This window comes from Thermicanus aegyptius DSM 12793 (genome assembly GCF_000510645.1).
Classification (GTDB): domain Bacteria; phylum Bacillota; class Bacilli; order Thermicanales; family Thermicanaceae; genus Thermicanus; species Thermicanus aegyptius.
On record NZ_KI783301.1, the window covers coordinates 1967850 to 1987052 of the forward strand.

At 40.4% G+C, this 19203-nt stretch carries 19 protein-coding genes; 1 reads left to right on the forward strand and 18 read right to left on the reverse strand.

Annotated elements, in window-relative coordinates:
- Positions 1–148 precede the first annotated feature (148 nt).
- Positions 149–355, forward strand: a complete 207-nt coding sequence (locus THEAE_RS23550) for a hypothetical protein (RefSeq protein ID WP_245605549.1) — start codon at positions 149–151, stop codon at positions 353–355.
- Here the strand turns inward: THEAE_RS23550 and THEAE_RS23890 are convergent.
- The 18 genes from THEAE_RS23890 to THEAE_RS0110525 form a co-directional block, all read right to left on the reverse strand.
- Positions 341–628, reverse strand: a complete 288-nt coding sequence (locus THEAE_RS23890; RefSeq protein ID WP_425426428.1) for a WG repeat-containing protein — start codon at positions 626–628, stop codon at positions 341–343. The genes THEAE_RS23550 and THEAE_RS23890 overlap by 15 nt on opposite strands.
- Before the next feature lie 265 nt (positions 629–893).
- Entirely contained in the window at positions 894–1475 is a 582-nt protein-coding gene (locus THEAE_RS0110435) for a hypothetical protein (RefSeq protein ID WP_028987425.1), read from the reverse strand.
- A 131-nt stretch (positions 1476–1606) separates the two neighbouring features.
- On the reverse strand, positions 1607–2191 hold the full coding sequence (locus THEAE_RS0110440) for a hypothetical protein (protein WP_028987426.1): 585 nt from the start codon (positions 2189–2191) through the stop codon (positions 1607–1609).
- A gap of 343 nt (positions 2192–2534) precedes the next feature.
- A complete protein-coding gene (locus THEAE_RS0110450; RefSeq protein WP_028987427.1) occupies positions 2535–3212 on the reverse strand; it encodes an EAL domain-containing protein in 678 nt (225 codons plus the stop codon).
- 505 nt (positions 3213–3717) lie between these two features.
- Positions 3718–4221 carry a hypothetical protein gene (locus THEAE_RS0110455; RefSeq protein ID WP_028987428.1) on the reverse strand — a complete coding sequence of 168 codons (504 nt, stop codon included), beginning with the start codon at positions 4219–4221 and terminating at the stop codon, positions 3718–3720.
- Between the two features lie 12 nt (positions 4222–4233).
- Positions 4234–4557: a hypothetical protein gene (locus THEAE_RS0110460; RefSeq protein WP_028987429.1), complete on the reverse strand. Its 324-nt coding sequence runs from the start codon at positions 4555–4557 to the stop codon at positions 4234–4236.
- A gap of 46 nt (positions 4558–4603) precedes the next feature.
- Positions 4604–4924 (reverse strand): hypothetical protein, encoded by a 321-nt coding sequence (locus tag THEAE_RS0110465; protein WP_028987430.1) that lies wholly within the window; start codon positions 4922–4924, stop codon positions 4604–4606.
- 33 nt (positions 4925–4957) lie between these two features.
- Positions 4958–5545, reverse strand: coding sequence for a recombinase family protein (locus THEAE_RS0110470; protein WP_028987431.1), 588 nt, complete (start codon positions 5543–5545; stop codon positions 4958–4960).
- A gap of 1221 nt (positions 5546–6766) precedes the next feature.
- Positions 6767–7171, reverse strand: coding sequence for a hypothetical protein (locus THEAE_RS0110480; RefSeq protein ID WP_039944428.1), 405 nt, complete (start codon positions 7169–7171; stop codon positions 6767–6769).
- A 405-nt stretch (positions 7172–7576) separates the two neighbouring features.
- Positions 7577–9073, reverse strand: a complete 1497-nt coding sequence (locus THEAE_RS0110485; RefSeq protein WP_028987434.1) for a CAP domain-containing protein — start codon at positions 9071–9073, stop codon at positions 7577–7579.
- 383 nt (positions 9074–9456) lie between these two features.
- Entirely contained in the window at positions 9457–10122 is a 666-nt protein-coding gene (locus tag THEAE_RS0110490; protein WP_028987435.1) for a hypothetical protein, read from the reverse strand.
- Positions 10123–10164: 42 nt separating this feature from the next.
- Positions 10165–11208, reverse strand: coding sequence for a Kiwa anti-phage protein KwaB-like domain-containing protein (locus THEAE_RS0110495; protein WP_028987436.1), 1044 nt, complete (start codon positions 11206–11208; stop codon positions 10165–10167).
- A 104-nt stretch (positions 11209–11312) separates the two neighbouring features.
- A complete protein-coding gene (locus THEAE_RS0110500) occupies positions 11313–12302 on the reverse strand; it encodes a hypothetical protein (protein ID WP_028987437.1) in 990 nt (329 codons plus the stop codon).
- A 392-nt stretch (positions 12303–12694) separates the two neighbouring features.
- A complete protein-coding gene (locus THEAE_RS22055; RefSeq protein ID WP_084213525.1) occupies positions 12695–16657 on the reverse strand; it encodes an InlB B-repeat-containing protein in 3963 nt (1320 codons plus the stop codon).
- 275 nt (positions 16658–16932) lie between these two features.
- The gene (locus tag THEAE_RS0110510) at positions 16933–17124 is read right to left on the reverse strand and encodes a hypothetical protein (protein ID WP_028987438.1); all 192 of its coding nucleotides are present in this window, start codon (positions 17122–17124) and stop codon (positions 16933–16935) included.
- Positions 17125–17147: 23 nt separating this feature from the next.
- Positions 17148–17420: a hypothetical protein gene (locus tag THEAE_RS0110515; protein WP_028987439.1), complete on the reverse strand. Its 273-nt coding sequence runs from the start codon at positions 17418–17420 to the stop codon at positions 17148–17150.
- A 146-nt stretch (positions 17421–17566) separates the two neighbouring features.
- Entirely contained in the window at positions 17567–18055 is a 489-nt protein-coding gene (locus THEAE_RS0110520; RefSeq protein ID WP_052329921.1) for a gamma-glutamylcyclotransferase family protein, read from the reverse strand.
- A 67-nt stretch (positions 18056–18122) separates the two neighbouring features.
- Positions 18123–19085, reverse strand: a complete 963-nt coding sequence (locus THEAE_RS0110525) for an amidoligase family protein (RefSeq protein ID WP_028987441.1) — start codon at positions 19083–19085, stop codon at positions 18123–18125.
- Positions 19086–19203 lie beyond the last annotated feature (118 nt).

Consider the following 19203-nt stretch of genomic DNA (forward strand, 5'->3'; position numbering starts at 1 on the left):
ATATTACATTCTCATAAATCTCTTTGTCGGCTCCAGCCTAACATACTCTCTGTATCCCGTACCAAATACTCTTTTATTTCTAACCAGTACATAACCACTCTTTCTCAAATCCGTTATCTCCTCACCATACTTGAAGGGAGTCAATTGCTTGCCCGTTCGGTCAATGAACCCCCCACTTTCCATCGAAATTCTGCACCGCCGCTATACCATTACGAAAGTAACCTGCATTGACGTACTGGAGTGGGATGACCTCGTTCCCTTGGCGGTCGATGAAGCCATATCTCAACGGCAGGTATGCCCCTCTGACCAATGCACGACCGTCTTGGAAAAAGCTAATCGATTAATACCCCCTTGAGAAGGGAACAACGAGATTACCAGCTTGATCGAGGATACCGACTAAACCGAACTTGTTCTCGGTACGAATTAGACCATGTTCGATTGGGATGAAGTACTGACACTCGCAGGGGGCGATCTCTTTTCCTTGATCATCGATCAGTCCGAAGAAATCCTGACCAAATCCGAACTCGTTGATCTGGAGTTGCTTGATGACCGTTAAGCCTTCCCTAAACTGAACAGTCGAATTGGAAAAATACTGCTGATTAGTCTTACTGTTCTTCCTCCCCGAAATGAATTATTGGATTGAGGTGCTATTTCTATTGCTATATCGATTAATTCAAGTCCCTCAATTGCATCAACTTCGCGTGAATGTCTCAAATTCCATCAAAACAACCAAATCCGGTTACACCTTAGTCAACAATCACACCTCAGAATAGTGTGTGATTGTTGACTTCGATCAATTTCTACTCACGTTATTTACCGATATTTTCTTGTTTAAGCTTTACCGACAATTAGACAATGATAACAAAGTAAGTTAGGTGCTAAATTTCCGTCATTTAACGCTTGGAGTCTTTAAGGAAATCCATCAAATTTGAACTCATCACTGAATGTTTAAGGATCTTACCCTTGCAAGCATCGGTTAGGATCTTATAAAAGTAAGCGATGATTTGCTGACTATTTATCCGAAACTTACCTTTCGGATTTTCAAACTGCATAATGTTGGTCGGAAGGTAATAATAGGTCAACATATCGAAATAGACATCATTAATCTGGAAAAGAGTGCTGCTGGAAACAAAGTATACCCGACAACCTGATTTTGAAAATTTCTCAACCACCATTTTATCTTGTTCAGAAAGAAAGTCATGATCAACCCCATATTCATCAACATGCAATTTGCCCGGCATACCTTTCTTAAAACCTTCAACGAAAAAGTCATCCAGACCCATGACCTTCATAATGCCTACTGCCAGTTCTTTACTAAGATTTTCTCCAATTTTCTTTAACTGTGCCTTGGACGGGTATTGTGGTACAGTGTCCAGATAGTCGATCAGATTAAGTAACACTTGATACATCCGCTTGTACTCTGGCTGTAACTTCTCGGCATTGATATTTCTCAAATCGTTAAAAATAGCTTCCATTTGTTTTCCTCCTCGGGATAGTAGTTGCCGTTACAGGCACATCTTTATATCTCGACCTCTTAAAACAACTCAATCCGGCACTTTCAGGTGAGCTAACTGCCTCGAAAAAGGCAGTTAGCCCCTAACCCTAGTTACTTGCCAAGCGTTACCTCCAGTCCAATCTTCAAGGAAGGCGGCTTTGCATACATACCCCACATTTCCGGTAGGGGAGGGAGGATGTTCATGGCAATAGCCTTCGCTCCATCAAACTCAGCCATCGTCCAAGGCTTGACGTTTGCAAGAACTTTTAGATAGTCCTTAAAACCATACCGAACTGAATTCTTGGCTTCATAGGCTGCTGCAATATCGGTTCCTTCATCGAGTAATATTACCGGGATGTACAGGTGGCTTGCTAAACCTTCAAAGAAATCTTTTCCGATACCCCCTTCTGCATGGTAATTCAACCATGATTCTAAATAAGAATTGCGTCCAATCTTCACCATCAGGGAAAAGAGATACACATCATTCAGGGCAAAGGTAGCTACTCGAATACCGATTTGTGGGTTTGAACCAAAGCTGTCACGCATGCTCTTCGTAGTCTTAACAAAGGCGGCTGGTCTCCAATTGATGCCTCCATCAGTCGATACCATGTCCAACCCCATTGAGCCGGGCGGCACTTGCTTGTACAAGTCAATCATGTTAGTACCTTCGCCTTGCATAACCTCAATCTTTACCATTGTCATACCTCCAATTTGAAATTTTCCTATATCGCCGCGCCTCTTCGTTCTACTGATTTTTCATACTGATCTTCCTCCTTGAAATTGGTTGTTGTATTTTGAATCTACATATATTTTTCAGCATCTCTTAATTCAGATCCGTAAGTGGTTTTCAACTCCATCACGGTTCAAAAATCTGCCGTTCATTTCAAATAAACAGACCATAAACAATGAACCGATCATGAAATAATCATCCGATCTTCTGTAAGTGCAAAAAATATTTCCATCTCCAATCGATACCCCGAATGAAGGCAAATAAAAAGATGGTGCCATTGGACACCATCTCCTTTGATAAAAAACCTCATTATTTAAGCTTAGAGGTCGCCAATCTCCTTGGGTGAGCAATCCAATACCCCTGGAAGGCATCGGCAATGGACTGCATCTGTTCAAACTGTTCCCCGGTTTCGATACCTTCTGCGATGATATTAACACCCATCTCCCTGAATGGTTCGGTGAGTCTTTTCAACACATCCAAGGATTTCTCATTATTGCAGGAATGAACAATTTCTTTAGCCAGTTTAATATAGGTTGGTTGAATGTTAAGGATAAATGGTAAGGAGAAATGGCCAAATCCAAAATCATCAATGGCGAAATGGACACCTCTGGCTACTAGTTGTTCGACATGGATCGACAAACTCGGTTCATCGTGCAGAAAAGCTTGCTCGGTAATTTCAATGACCAGATCATGCTGTTTTGGGAATGGCAATGTAGGTGGGAACGGATTAACTGAGTACGGGTGCGAATTGAGAAACAGGGGAGTATCGCTCGTGTATTGCTCTAATGCCAACTGCTTACATAGCGTGTCCATTGAAACGATCTGATTCATCTTATCCAATGAAGGAGAAGTGAAGCCTTCTAACACCTGTTTTGCATCGTTACCTCTGATAAAGGACTCGTATCCAATCACTGATAAATCTCGATCCACGATTGGTTGGTAAACTGGAAATAGGTTGGGAGTTGATAGAAGTGAAGATGTCTCCATTATTCAAAACCTCCGTAACCGATAAGTTTGATTACTGCAGTCGACCACTTGAGAGTGGGATGAGTGGGTAGAGTGGTCGGGGGTGGAAAAATCTCGATGGGGTGACTTCATATCAAAATTGGTCACAGAGCCACATTACTGCAACTACCTGATTGATTTCGTCTATCCGTTAACTATATATGAGTACTAGATGTTATCGTCAGTGATTAGACTTCTTCTCCTTTATTATGTATTTGCTCTTTTACCTACTCCAAAAATGATTTCTTATTCACCCTTAGAGCAAAAATATCTATTTGACCATCAGCAGTTCAATCCCGAGCTAAACAGAAACACCTAAGCTGGATACAGAACTCCAACTTAGGTGTTTCATGTTGGCTGCAAAACATAAATTCAACTCCCAATTGACCTAATAGAAATAACGTTTTTCGCCGTTGCAACCGGTAAATTGTCCATCCAATGAAAATTAACTGTAAATTACTTAATCTTGTAAAAAGAATCAGAGTGCTCAGCGACCCCAAACACTTTTTAAGAACCGTCCTAACTCGATAGGAACATAATGATTGGGTGAAGTAATACGCTTTATATCGAACTTACGTTCAAATTCCGATAGCTGACACTTTATTTTTAACGCCTCCCATCTAATCCGATGATAGACGTCTGCATACTTCAATTTACCGTATTCGTTAATACGGGTGTAGGTCTCACAGAGTTGGTACAGATCAAAAAAGATCGACTCCATATTGATGATGATCTTTTCATCTACACAGAAGTTGTAAAACTGTTTGAAATCTTTCAATGTCCTTAAGCAATTTTGCAAAAATACCAACCGATGTCCGCCTAAATCCATATAGTTCTGAGCTATATTCCTTGGATCTAATGTATTGATTTCAGGAAGAAGCTCACTATAATGACCAACAAGCGTTCGAATATGCACCTTATTCCGAAGATCAATGATAAGTGCCACCAAGAAATGATCAGGACTGCGCAGAGTTGTTGATGCAGTCGACATAATACTCATCTCCTATTCATCATCATTTAGAAAAGCTTCTTCATACTCCAAAATCGGGCATGAGCTACATTGAAAAAACATCATCAGCGAATTGGGCTGAACAACCTTCTTACAACAAATTGAGCCACAGGAACGCATTAGTTCCGATAATTTATGAAAATGACCGTTAGCTTTGAAGGTCATAAGATCAAGTGATTTATGAATCTTATCGATCTCTGTTTTAAGCTCCGATAAATCCTGGGGAGCGCATAAGCCATGCTCAACCCCGATGGCTTGTAATGACTCCACTTTCGCTAATGCCTTTTGAAAGGATTGCCTTACTTCCTTAATTTCCATGTTACCCCTTGCCAATGTCTACACCACCCTTAAGGACACATCTACTTCACCGCCTAACATCGATGAGTAGTAACCCCTTACTTCGGAGATCAATTGATGACTCCAGATCTCCGTAATGCATCACCCCTTGAAAACGACCTGAATCAGCGTCATGAATTAGGTGACCCCATTCTAATCTTGATCCGGCTCGGTCAATATAGGAATCGATGATTACGATGTTACTTGTGGAGTACTTGAACTCGAACACCTTGTTGAGCATCATCGCGATTTCTCGGTCAGAATCAGCTTTATTGGTTGAAGCAGAACACAGATAGACCGCCGCGGCGAAGATATCTCCGTATTTTTCAAGTTCCTCGTAAACATCCACTTCAATCAACTCCGATTTATCAGACTTGCTCCCTTATGAACTTCCGTATCTTCTCTTGCGAATCTCGCGTTTAATGGTACTTTCACTGATGCGAGTAATACTTACGACTTCCTTCATACTGTGGGTTTGGAGCAAGCTAATCGCATGATCCAGTTGTAACTTTGTAAACTTAGGTGGGCGTCCTTCTCGAAAACCGGATTTCTGCTTAGCGATGGCTTTACCTTCAGCGGTACGCTCAATAATCAAATCGCGCTCGAACTCCGCAAAGGCAAAGAAAATATTTCTGATCAATTTGCTCGTTGGTGTGTTATCCAAAATACCGATGTTCAAGATATGAATCCGAACACCACGTTCGATTAACTGATTGACGATCTTTACTCCCTCGATCATCGAACGAGCAAACCGATCCAGCTTCGTTACGACCAAGGTATCGCCAGCTTTCAGCAAACGAAACAGTTTGGAGAATTCAGGGCGATCCATTTTTGAACCAGTGAAACTATCGACAAATATAAAGGATTGGTCAACCCCTTCAGCGAGCAGTAAATTGACCTGATGTTCAAGGCTATTACCGTGCTTAGACTGTCCAACCGTACTTACTCGGGCATAGCCATATTTAGGCATTTATTAGACCACCACCTACAATTTTCGGATTCACTTATGACCCCCAGTTTTGACACTGGGCAAACCCGCATTCTACCGTTCCGAAATCGAACGGACTTGAGAGGGGCAATACTTAAGAGATATGAACCCTTGGACAACCGTTTCAGAACCGACTCAGCTGAAAAGAAGGATAAGTGTGCTTTACACCTCCTGTTTGCAGATGCTTCAATCGTGTTGCCATGTGGGGATGCAGTATGGTTCTAATATCGAAAGGAGAAGGAGATTGATTTGAAAGCTATACCCCCAATAAGGGGGATTATTACCAGCCACCATACCGCATCCTTACTTGGTGTATTATTAATCCAAAACTGACTGCCAAAGTAGAATAAGATCACCTACATTCGAGTAACTATTTTTCAAAATAATAAATAATCGGGATAAAAAAAGCGGGTAGTAAAGAACTCGATCAGCGAATTCGATACTGCCAAAATTAAGCTGCTATTTGATCAGGCAAATTATTCTTGAAACCACCCTCCAAAAAAGGATATTTGAGATCAATCGCAGACCCCATAAAGGCGAAGATATAATCTATTGTGCGTAATCTTGCTTCTGCAACCTCTAAGTCATATCGGTCATAAAGGGTTTCAATGGTTTTATATCGTTCTCTTCTTTCAGCATGACAATGATTTAAACACCTCTGTAATTTGAAAAAGAACCTCATTTGATCAAATGCGTTCACGCTACCAATTTGAAAAGGATACGGTATGCTTACTTCATTTAGAAGGGATGATGAAGAAGTATTACCCCCGATGGGGATGAACATCAGGCGTATACTGTTACAGCAATACCGTATCCTTATTTATGTATTCTTTGTCTAAAACCGACTGCCAAATTTGATATGAACTTAGTCGATTGAGTAATTATGAAGCCCAGAGAAATCACAAAGAAAAAAAGGCGACCCATCGCGGCTTTCGGTGGTATCGCCTAAAACGAGTTTCTACTAATGTAAGCAAAATAGCCAGCATTGGAAGTGTGCTTTTAACGCGCCAATGGGGAGTTTTTGGGACACGTTACCGGCAGAGCATTTTCGTTCAAGATGAAAGAGAGCTTACCCCATTTAAGTGTGAAACGGCTTGTAATCGATTTTTCCCTGCAGACCGAACAACTGATACAATAAAATCGATTGTAGAGCCACGTAAGAGCGAAAAGGATGGGGGAGTGGGTGGGGCAGGCAAACCCCCGTCACCCCCGAAATGTTTCTCTCGCCTGTACTCTTCGTAATTTCGGAATTTCAATACCAGATACATAAACCCCATCTTGGCGAATACGATAAATGTATTCCGCTCCAATTCTAAACTGATCCCACAAAGCCTTGATTCCGGATTTCTTAGCAACTTCGACTTGCTCGGGTGTAAGGATACCAAACTTATTGTTCATATTCGGCATCGGATAACCCGTCTGTGCTACAAGTTGACGGGTACGCTCTGTCCGCATTTGGACAAGTTCATTAAAGATCTGCTCAATGCTCTTGTCTTTAGAGAATAAATTCCTCAAGGTTACCCCAAGATCAGCAGGATAACCATCTTCATAAACCCAAAATCCTTTACCATCAACTCTACTATCGATGACAACTGCTCTTGTACTCATGCGGTTCGCCTCACTTTTGGAGAATAAAATCTTACAATAAAGGTGTTTTTTCTCACCTACAAAGTGCAATAGTAAAATCAACTCTGGTTATGGAGAATATATCCCCTATCGGTTTAGACAATCTACCATTCGGAAAATTAATCAAGATAATCGACCTCGGCAACTGCAAATCATTGTGTATTGAAACGATGAATAATTTCAATTTCAAACATTAAAGGCAGTATAAAAACTCGATGCACAAGTTCTATACTGCCGATTTTTAGGATATCTCTGCTGATTCCAGTTACCTTGCATTTTCAGGTTTCACTTCTCAATGGCTCCAACTCTCCTCGGGTAGCCCAAAGTGCCTGACTCTTCTAAGAAACAAAAAAGCCGGATGCCTAAACACCCGGCTTAATACCCCATTTACATACCAAATTTGTTTTTCAAGTAATTATCATAGTTGCGCATGAAGGTTACAACATGCTCCCTCAAAAGAATATTTTTTGTACCATATGACTCATAAGTCTTCGGCGTGTTACCATTAGCATCGGGGTATCCATTGGATAGCCCCATATCGTACATCATTTGGACAGCTTCACGCTCATTTAAGGCTTTTCCACCATTATACTTAATATTATAGTAGGAAGCCAAGATAACCGCCATCTCGCCCCTTGTCATAGGAGCATTAGCTTTATTTTTATCCTTCAAAGAACCCTTGGTTGGAACCCCCAATTTCTCTGCAATCTGATAAGGAACTGAAGCCCACCATTTCGGATCTTTAGGCGTAGTAATCAACATTTCGCTTGACTCACTATATCGAAACAAGATCGTTAAAAATTGCGCCTCGCTGAGTTGTCCTTGCGGTTTCAACAACTTCTCGACCTTGCCCGTCTTAGGGTTCTTCTCCTCATACCCCGCAATTAACCCCTCTTTGATTGCCCAAGCCATATTCTCCGACCAGTACTTATTTTCTTGGAAATCAGCATACCCCTTAGCTATAGTTAAATCAACGGGATCATTCTTAGGGTTATCAGGATTGGAACCTACAGGAGCTTTCTTAGTGGTGAAAGACCACGTAAGACTACGACCCTTCGTATACTTAACATTTACCGTGTACGTTTCACCATATTTCAAAGGTTCCTTTGGAATAATATATGCATACTTATTAAAATAAAAAGGTACAGCATTACCCTTACTATCAACCAATGAAGGCTCCATATCCTCAGAATCTATATAAGGTTCGCCCAACTCTTGATCAGGATTAAAAGTAATAATAAAACCTGAAGTCTTTAGACCAAACTCTTCCACAGGATTCGGAATTTCACGACCCCAATAGGATATATCAACGTCAGTCTGACCATCATAAGGATAAGTGTATGCTGGAGGATCAGTTGGCTTAAATATATAAGCTACATCAATTACAACAATATCACCTACAATAGCAAAACCTATTTTTTCTAAAGAATAATTTAACAATAAATTTCTATGCCCTGGGGCATTAATTAAATAATCTATACCATTCTTAATAGAAGATGCACCAAAATGTATTGCCTCCATAATAGAATGTTTCTTATCCAAACCAGCCGAATAAGCCCGATCCCAAGAACGCTCACCAGTAAATCCATCTCTTTTGGAGTCTTCAAAATGTCCATCTATTAATTTGTACTTACCCTTATTCTTATAAAGATAATTAGCATGATTCTCAGCCGCCTTAGTTAAGTAAGGATCAAGCTTGACCTCCTGAACCCCTACATTCCTGCGAATTTCATTGTAATACTCTAACGCCTCAAGATGCGTCTTCGGGTACTCAAATCCATCCACCATCACCTTATCCGACTCGGCACTTGCTTGGACTGGAACAAATGACATGCTCCCTAATACCAACGTGAGAGCGAAAGCAAAAAGAAAAAACTTACGCATCGAAATTCCTCCTATATCCCTCTACAGACTAAACCATCTTCAAATTAACTTAATATTAGCAAACAATTACTTTGATTGTCTATCGATTATCAGTCACATCGTTGGTATGCAGTTTTACCCGCAAAAGCAACACCTGACCTTTCATTCGATTATAAAAATTCGACAAAAACCTCATTAATCCTGCCTTTTCCAAAGGGTTGTTATTATTTTAGCGTAACTGAATAAGGAGTTCCAGTCCTGAGGTAATAAAAAAAGGCGACCCCCAAGGGCTACAAGATAGGGGGAGCCTTACCGAGTTTCTACTATAGTATAGGGGAGATTTCATTCAAAAAACATTTGGTTGAATGGGTGAAACGTTCAAATGGTTGACGATTACCTAATTATTACTCGTCTATAGAGTCCTCATTTTTGCTGTTACTTGACAAATAATAAATGTTGCTTATTAGATTCACTGTCCTAAACTTATTGTTCAAATTTAGCGACTTCTCTCGGGTTATGATTATAACATCTTTCCTTATCGATGGATCAGTTGCTTCCGCCTCTTTACTCTGGTCTGAAATAGTTGCCTTATAAACTTGTCGACCAGACATAAAGAACACAGGACAAACACTTATAAAATCCGTCTTAACGTATATGACAATCACGATCACTACAATAGTCAATGTCACCATCAAATTTATCGCTGAAGCTTGATCTATAGATATCAATGGCAACAGCAAGGTCATTAAAAAAAATGAATAGTCATTTACACTTAAACGTTCATACTTCCTGACCGAGACACTCTTACCTATTTCCTTATCCTTTAATTGTCGATCATAGTCACTGAAAAACCACATGGCAACCAAGCGATAGATGAGCAGTGATAAGACGATTATCCCTGCAATAACGATTACGTCAAAGACCGTCTTATCAATATGCATGGCTAACCATTTCGCCCATTCAGCTTTCTTGAAAAAGTCGTTACTGTCAACAAATCTATAGACCATGATAAGGACTAAGGGAAGGTATGCTGTCGCCCATAAAATGACCTGTTCTCGCTTGCCCCACATTTTACTCTCCCTCCCAGAGAGGACAATCATACCCCCTAACAATTATTGTTCATAAGCAATCGCTACCTTGTAGTTCTCGGTCACGAAGGACTTTACGATCTTGTCCGCAAAGAAATGTATTAGCGGTTTGGGAGATGAATCCTCAGTAAAAATAATTTTTCGATTCTCCAAATCAATATATTCAAATAAACCCCACAGTGAACTGTACTTCGCCATGTACTGTTCTTTCGCATCTTGATCTTGTGGTTCATTAGCTTTAATTTGAGATAACTCATCACATCTTGCATCAAAATTATCCTGAATAGCCGCCATTGTTTCAGGTTTAATTTGCGCCAATGTTCTCGAATAAATATGCTTCTTACATGACTTTTCAAAAGCTTCTCTATTGGAATCTTTACCATGAAAGAACGGCATCGAAATAATTCGTGCAATGTTTTGATCTCGACGCTCGGTAATATGATCTTTATATTCAAATGCGTATTCAAAACTCCGAACATTGATGATAAAGATGCAGTTTTCAATTATAAAGAAATCAATGTTACCCCCAAGATCAATTACAGTATCCTCAGCAAACACAAATTGATTGGCATTCTTTATTACCATCAACTTCTTGGAGGATCGCATACTATTTTTCTTAACCCCTCGATAATAGCAGAAATATGCATTTTTTTCGCCCAAAGTTAACTTTACAATTTGAAACTTAGTATGCTTCTCTGGATACTCAGGATCAGGACTTCGCAAGGCTTTGATAAGTTTAGTCACTTTATCTATAAGACCTTGATCGTCATCATCTAAAGCAAACTTCGCAATGCGGTCATTTATTTTTATTTCATGATTATAGTCACCAACAAGAAACACTTGTCTTTCAGCATCATCAACTTCCTTCAACTCTCGCAAGGAATTAACAATACTTTTCTTGAGCCACTTAATAACATCAGGTGCAAGTTGAATACGTGTCGATTGGTAGTACGAATCAGATTCCTTTTGTATCCTTACAAGGTGAAATGATAAATCTACCTCGGTTAAAGCATCATCGGGCATATTACTAAGCTTATAAATTATATTTTCATGGTGGTTTATATCCATTCAATATCGCCTCCCACACATTAATAATTCGACAATAAGAAGGGTTTTCCTCTTTTAATTTATCGAATTACACATGCGGGCTGATAAAAGCTTACTTGAGCAATTCAATTATCTTTACCCCTGACTTCGGAGAAAATGTCATTATACAGGGTTACTATGATCTTCTTGATCGCCTCATAATGTTGTATCGCCATCTCGTAGGGTGAAAGACCAGAGTCGGAATAATGCGCAATTATGATGTAAATACCTACTGTGGCAACAGTACTGATTAAAACGAATTTCAGTAAACTGCCGATGAAGCCAATGAAGTTAACTATCCCGTTATGCAAGGCTCGGAATAACCCCTTCACTGGCGAAACGATGAAGGTATCGGTCAACCAATTGACTGCTTTACCGGCTCGGTCGGCTGCTGTTACCTTATCGACTTCAACTGTAACGATCTTCTCTTTGACTGGCGTGGCAAGGTCTCGGTACTGCTCATCCAACTTGTCCGCATCATCGATTATTGGAATGTCTGCTTCGACATCAGGTAAGGTCAATAAACCAGACTTCTGACTCTGAGGATGAGTATTGAAATTGATCTCCGGCAGGTTTACTTGGTGATTCTTCATCCAAGATTTTGTTTCCTCGAGTAGCTTAGCACTTCTTTCGATTATGTCAGCATCTATATTGTCAGTGAGCGGAGGTTCAGGTTCAGTATTGGATTGACCATCCTCGATTTGAAGCATCGGTTCTGAGAGAGGAATATCGAGGTTGGTATCCTCCTTATTTGTTTCGGAATCGGTATTGTCCTCATCAGAAAAAATCCCTGAATCAATAGCAATATCAGGCTCATCGGTACAATCGGCTTCAATCGGCTCATCATCTGCAACGGGTTCAAGTGGTGCAACTGGCTCAGGTTGCTCCTGGTCATCATTGTGTGCTGCTGAGGACTCAATCACGACACTTGGGCTAATCTCCGTGCCGATGCCAATATTAATGGTGTCGCCATTACCATCATTGAAGAAGGAAATGGAGATATCATCAACTTCTAGTGATTGACTAGGTACGTTCGTTTCTCTCTTTTTTGTTACAGGTTTAGCTGTTGTACTCATTAACTCTTCACCCACCTCTCTTGGTATATGTATTAAATCTCAAATTCAAACTGCAAAAGAATTTCCAACTCCCTAACGACAGTAAAAATTATCCCTTCTTAGCTAAAATCAAAAAAGCACAATTACCCTGATTAAAGGTAATTGTGCTTAATACATCATACAAAAGATATTGAAACTCTCGACTCCTACTCTGATATTCATAAATTCGACATCATTCAACAGAATCCTTCGTACTCCAAAAAATACTTCATCAAAATTTTAGAGCCAAGAAAAACTCATCATTGGAAGTTTAAAGTGCCATTTTATCGAACTTCTCATTAACATATCCAGTATTAACCTCATGACAGAAGCACCTCGTAATGTACGAGATGCTTCTTAGTCTTTATTTTTCATTATAATTCAAATTCGATATGACTTTGACCATCCTGCATTTTAACAGGTGTTAAATCATCCCTGTGTTTGACAAACAACTTCACTTCTCTGAAGGGGGCTGGATTTTTGAACTGGATGATAAAGGTTGATGCTTCTAAGCTCGTAAGATCAATGACAGTTTCCGGCTTGGCTTTCAATCTTAACTTCTTAATTACGAGTCCATCTTCATTCATAATCACAACGTTCTTCCGTCTAAAATATACGATCACTGCAACGATGAAAGGTAAGCTCGTAACTGCTATCGGGATGATTGGCAACTTACTTTTCGGTTCAATCGGCTCTGGTTGTTGAGGGATTTGTGGAACAGAGTCTTCTGATTTGATAGGTTCAATAATAAAGTCGACCCGTCTCGTATTTTCCAATTCATTTAATTCAATTACCGTTCTTATCTCGCTTGCATCCTTTAACGATACGGTCCGGGAATTCTTTTGTTCAATGTCCTGATAAACAACAATTTCCACTTTTCCAATTTCTTCTTTGGTGAAAGGATTCTTCAAGATGACGGTATGCTGACCAAGTTCCACATTCTCAAATTTATACTCCCCATTGGCATTCGTATACGTGACACGCGGGTCAGAATGCAGTTCAACTTGAATACCTTCCATTGGATTGCCGTCTTTGTCCAAAACAACCCCATAAACCGTTCCAAACTGATTCAACTTATGATACCTGAACTCGACAACCAACTGGCGACCTTGAGCTTCAACTGTTACATTTTGCATTGAAGGATCTAGAGCTTCATACCCCTCTACAGCTGGAGCAGAAATCTCATGCTTGCCGAGTGGTAAATCCCGCAGAATCTCTTCTGTCAAGACTTCATCCGTTTCAACGTCAATCGCAACAATACGAACCTGATCCAATTCTGGAGCCTTTTCTACAGGTTGGTCAGCAACTGGAGCTTCGACAACCGGCTTTTCATTGCCAATAGGTTCCTTCAGCTGCTTAACAACAGGAGGTTCTTCAACCACTGGTGGTGTAGGTGGTTCCTGAACTACGGGCGGATCAGCAGGTTTTTTAACCACTGGTGGTGTAGGTGGTTCCTGAACTACGGGCGGATCAGCAGGTTTTTCAACCACTGGTGGTGTAGGTGGTTCCTGAACTGCAGGTGGTTCAACTGGATCATCATCTGCAGGTGGAGTAATAACCTTTTCTTTGTAGAAGTAAGTAATCTTTTGGATTGGCTCGGCTACGGTCAGCACAACCTTTTTCAAAGCTTCACCCACAAGTTCGTATACCCCGATTTGTGTTTCGGCAATATACGAATGCTCGCCAAGATCTAAATCAGTTAAGACTTCATCTTCCTTAATCTTCTCATTGGTTACCGAATCTCTGAACTCGACCGTTATTTTGCCCTTAATAACTGGTGGTGGTGTTACCTTTTCAAAATAAGCGGTCGCGGTTTTATCCTTGTCCATTTTAATGGTGATTTCAGCGTCCGTATATTCTTGACCATCAACAACCCACTTCACAAATTGATATCCATCAGCCGGTTCAGCGTTTAACACAACTTTCTCGTTTTCTTTATACACCAATTTTCCATCACTCGAACTTGGTGTGATCGTCCCTTCTCCGACCTGGTTTACTGTCAACGTAAACAGGCGAGGTTCTTTCGGAGGTAGCGGTTCAAAATAAGCAATCGCCGTAGTATCCTCCACCATCGTGAGAGTAAAGTTAGCGTTCAAAACATCTTTCCCATTAACGACCCATTTTACGAATTTATATCCGTCCGCAGGGTTAGCAGTCAACTCAACTGTTTCAAACTCATAAAATTTTGATACCCCTGCGGGGGAGACGTTTCCTTCACCGACCTGATTAACACTTAAGGTGAGCTGAGTCAGCAGCTCGAAGTAAGCAGTTGCAACCGTATCGGTATTCATGGTAATCGTCAGTACTGGATTGTAGAACTCAACACCATTGACCACCCATTTAACAAATTTGTTACCGGCTGCAGGATTGGCTGTTAATGTTACCAGATCAGCAGGGTTATGATAAGATACCCCTGTAGGAGAGACATTACCATTTCCGATCTGATTAACAGTCAGCGTATACTGAGCAGTTAAAATCGGCTTAAAAACCGCTTGAGCCACATGGTCACGATCCATCACAACATCTGGATTAGGATAAAATACATCCTCTCCATCAATGACCCATTTTTCAAATGCGTATCCTGGAACGGAATCGATGGCTGAATTGATGGCTGATAACGAAACTGTCTCTCCGGCAAGATATTCATGTGTGCCAACAGTTGGAAAGACGGAGCCTTGTCCAAGTGGCTCAAGAATGGTCAATCTATATTTTGAATCAGGCTCTTCCGGTGTAGGAACTGTTGGAAAACTAACTAACTCGCCATCTGGTTCTGGGAAGTCTGTTATAGGTACAGGTGTTATCGGTGTTAATGGAAGATCATATTTATCACTTGGATCTGAATCATTCGGCATCCTATTAATAAAAAAGTGGGCTTCTGCATATGCCCCTCTATCCCTGAACTCGTAATAAACATCAGGATATGGTTGAGCAATATACGCACCCGGTAAAACAATTCGATCACCTTCAACAAGCTGGATTGATGTATCAACAGGATAATCAACCCCGTTGACTGTAAAATGATCTGCGCCAACGACCATTTCTATCCTTACTTTCATCTCCGATTCCTGACCTGGGTTTGCAAGACGATCAATTGTCGCTTTTTTACTGTCCTGATCCCACCAAACTTCTGCACCCAATTTTTCATTAACAAACCTGATTGGGATCATGGCTCTTCCTGTTGTACTTAAGAAGGGTTGTACATCTGGAAATTCAACCAACTCATAATTCACATAAACCTTTATTTCCCTTGGAGGAAGTGCGACAAACGAATAGTTGTATAGATTGGCATGACGCTCTGCCCACGTTCCTTTATAACCGTAGATGGTTAGGTCACTTGGATTTACCTGATTTCCAAGAAACGGGCTATAAAATGGATCAGTTTTAGGATCAAAGTACTCCTCTATATAGACAACAGTTTCAGGTATTGTAACGCTGACTAGCTTGTTATTTTGAAAAACGCCCATCTTAAGCATATCGACCCCAAAAGGAATATCTATTTCGGTTAACTCATTGTCAGCAAACGCCCAATTTCCTATATCCAAACTTATATTAGGTAAATCAATACTTGTTATTTGATTACGTGCAAATGAACTCTCTCCAATATGAAGGTAGTCCGCATTTTGTGGAAAACTCACAGATGTCAGCTGGTTATCTGAAAATGCTGATTTTCCTATTTCTGTACTGATATCAGGAAAAGAAACGGTCGTAATTCGATTTCGCGTAAAAGCGTAGTCACCTATACGAAAGGCATAATCAGAGGAGTTTATACTGGGTAAGCTGATGGCAGTTAACTGATTATCAGCAAATGCCCATTCTCCAATATACTCTACGCTGTCTGGAATCACAACGGTTGTTAACATATTATCAGCAAACGCATAGTTACCAATATAAGTAATGCTATTCGGAATAATTACACTCGTAATTCCTTTGCCACCAAAAGCACTATCGAGACTTATAATGGTATCCCCACTAATTGTTGCACTTCCATCTTCTATAGCTGTTACTTGATACCCGTCAATGGAATCTGGAATAATTACATCTCCACCTGGACCTGTATATCCGGTAATGGTAGCACCGGAACCAGAAATGCGATATGTGAAATGACTCGGATCGGAATCGTATACTGCGCTGGTGACCGAAACTCCTCCATAGACACTATCGGTGACACTACTATCACCATATACAGCATCCGCCACGCTGCTGTCGCCATATACAGCATCCGTTACGGTTGCTCCATCAGCGAATACCCCAAGCGGGAATAAAGATGTCATTAAAGCAATGACTAGTAGTATTGCAATACCGCTAAACAACTTCCTCTTTTTTGACACTTCAATCATCCCCCTCACGATAGAATAAACATTTCACTGGTCTATAAAGGTGTGAAATTTATCAGTTAATAACTGCAAAAAACGTTCTTATTCTCTGGTATAGCTCGGAGCATCAAGGGGATCTTTCGATGAGGTTTAGACAATAAAAAAGTGCTGCAACTCCAATAAGAAGTACAGCACATTACTATTATTTTTACTTTTCATGATAATATGAGATGCTTACAATCGAAGTCGATCTTTTGTAACATTATAAAGGGATGTATTGTTAGACTAGGTTGTCCATGCTACTCAACTTCAACGTATTCCATGATGATCCGTAATGCTTCATCGTAACTGCGTGCTTCGGTAAAGACCTTTTTCTGCATCTCGATTGCTTGCTCATCTAGTCCGGCACTTCTTAAAGCTTTAGAAGCGATACCGAGTAAGTTGTAGATGTTCCCATTCTCTCCAATTAAACGAGCAACAGGTTTTGTCAAATTCATTACCCCCACATAAAGATTTAATACTCACTCGGAAGCATGATGGTGAAGTATTTGGTCTTCCCATCGTCACCGTAGATCGCCCATACTTTCTCAGAAAATAATTGCTTGTTATCGACAGTAACCAAATGGTTGTCGTCCCCATCTGTGATGACCGTGTTGCCATCAACATTTTTGAAAGAGATGAATTCATTACCTTGCTTATATAATTGAAAAATAAGAAATATCACCAAGTCCCAATCGTTACACCCGATTTCGTTGACCCCTTGGGTCATAAAGATTCTAAAACTCAACTTCTTATCTCCTCTCATACTGAACATATCCAAGATGAGTATTATACTGCACCATACAACTCATAAATTTAGACATTTGTAATATTCGGAAAAGAAAAGTAATCCATCCGAAACATATAAACTCAAAAATTTCTCTCAAATGGACACTAGGTACTAGGATTTGCTTCATCGATGAATTTAGCTCCCGACAAGATCGCTGCAACTGCAAGTGGACGAGGATGTATTCCGTGATGCATGTAACCTTCTCGGATGACCTCGTAGTAAAATGGACTCGGTGGTGCGATGGGTCTCGATTCATCAACATTCATGATATAAACCATCGCCGCTACTTTCTTAAACTGTTGACTTGACCCTTTCTTTCCAAGTTCCTTAATCACCTCAAGCGTCTCTTTCCGATATAAACCGCTGGCAACCCCTTCATAGCGATCCAATGCTACTTCGTCCTTTTGGGAGATACTCCATAAAACTACCGGAACTTTTTGACCTGGGCTAGGTTTAATGGTGGCAAAGTCTCGAAATTCCAACTCATAATCATCAATGTAACCTTGTCCGATAACGTAAGCATCGGGACATCTCCGCCTCATTTGATGGATATGTAAATTCGAACCGTAAGCTGCATAGATCTTCCTTCTCATTTCCAACACCCTTTCTGGCTTGATATGTTACTTTACCGTACTCTTCGCAAAAAAGTATAGTCCCAATTCAGGTTAAACTCGCCTCTAATTCCGGATCTTCTAATTCCGCACGTCTTAATGGATCTCTCCAAGCCGAATCACCTTGGAGGAACTTAAGTAGATGGAGCCGCATGGTTTTGAACTCATCCGATATCGCTCCCATCCGCAATAACCAAACTCTCATGGTATACTTGTCATTCCCATAACCTGAAACAGTCACTCGACTGGTAGCCTTTCTTTGATTCAAGGCTTGATTAACAATAAGCAAACTCAATTGGATATAGGACTTGACTTTACCGGCATGCAATGTACTGTTGAAAAGTCTAAATTCTACGGTCTTGAGTCTTCCGCTTAACAATTGGTGTAAATTCAATACTTTATACCGGCTTTGGTTATAGCGGTCAGATCTGCTTCCGCTAACCCCGTGATACCAACAATCGGAGAGATGATTCATCGTCTTTGGCTTCTTCTTATTTAGCCTTCGAATGAAATCTTCAGATAGTTTCTGGCAATACCGCTGACGTTCACTTCTGACTTGTAAGGCTTTGATCAATAAATCTTGCTTAGCGTATACGATATTGCATAAGATTCGAAGTTGATTCGGTGTGAACATCTCCGCTCCAATATGAACATGCAATCCACATGATCGATTTACTCTGGCTCCAGCTGTTCTAAGTTGACGAATAAGCTCTTGAACCATTGGAAGATCAGAATAATTCAATATGGGTGAAACTAGCTCACATTGATAGTTGTCATCAGCGATAACAATTTCACCTCCGCTCGTTCTCTCGGGTTCAATTGAAGCATCACGAATGATTTTCCATATTCGTCCTGACCGATCTTGAATATCATAGACCTCATATCCCCACATCATTCGAGAGATCGGACTGGTGTCAAAAAAGTCCGCGATAACTCTAGCGGCAAAATATCTTTGGATACGAGTGAACTCGATCTCCAAGCCAAACGTAAGACTCGAGAGATCAACTGGCACATTTCAAAGCTCCTTTCATAGAAAATTCCTTCCTATATGTTGTAAAAAAGCTCTGATTTCATATGCCTTTTTTAAGCCATCTCAAGAGGATTTTGAAAAAATATCTGAAGAAATAGAG